1 protein-coding gene is annotated in these 295 nt (G+C 39.3%); it reads left to right on the top strand.

Annotated features, from left to right (window positions below; translation table 11 throughout):
• Positions 1–20: 20 nt before the first annotated feature.
• The coding region (locus tag H4J61_RS00020) for a PKD domain-containing protein (protein WP_404852048.1) at positions 21–295 on the top strand (275 nt) is incomplete at its 3' end.

Raw genomic sequence — 295 nt, 5'->3', positions numbered from 1 at the left:
GCAGTGGAACAGACGTAATATTGAGCACTAGTGACTCAGCTAGCACTTCGTTTATAACACCGGAAGTTACCAATAACGAAGTATTTACTTTTACACTAACGGTAACCGATAATGAAGGTGCAACTAAGACCGATACCATTACGATTAATGTTAATAATGTCAATATATTGCCATCAGCAAATGCTGGTGCGAACCAAATAGTAAATGAAAATACTGAGGTATCCTTATTAGGTGCAGGCTCTGACTCAGACGGAACTATTGCTAGCTATATCTGGACACAAAGCAGTGGAACAGA

It is taken from the genome of Colwellia sp. MB3u-4, assembly GCF_014077065.1.
Taxonomy (GTDB): Bacteria; Pseudomonadota; Gammaproteobacteria; order Enterobacterales; family Alteromonadaceae; genus Cognaticolwellia.
Note: the sequence above shows the minus strand (reverse complement) of the source record. Positions and strands in the feature narration are given on the sequence as shown.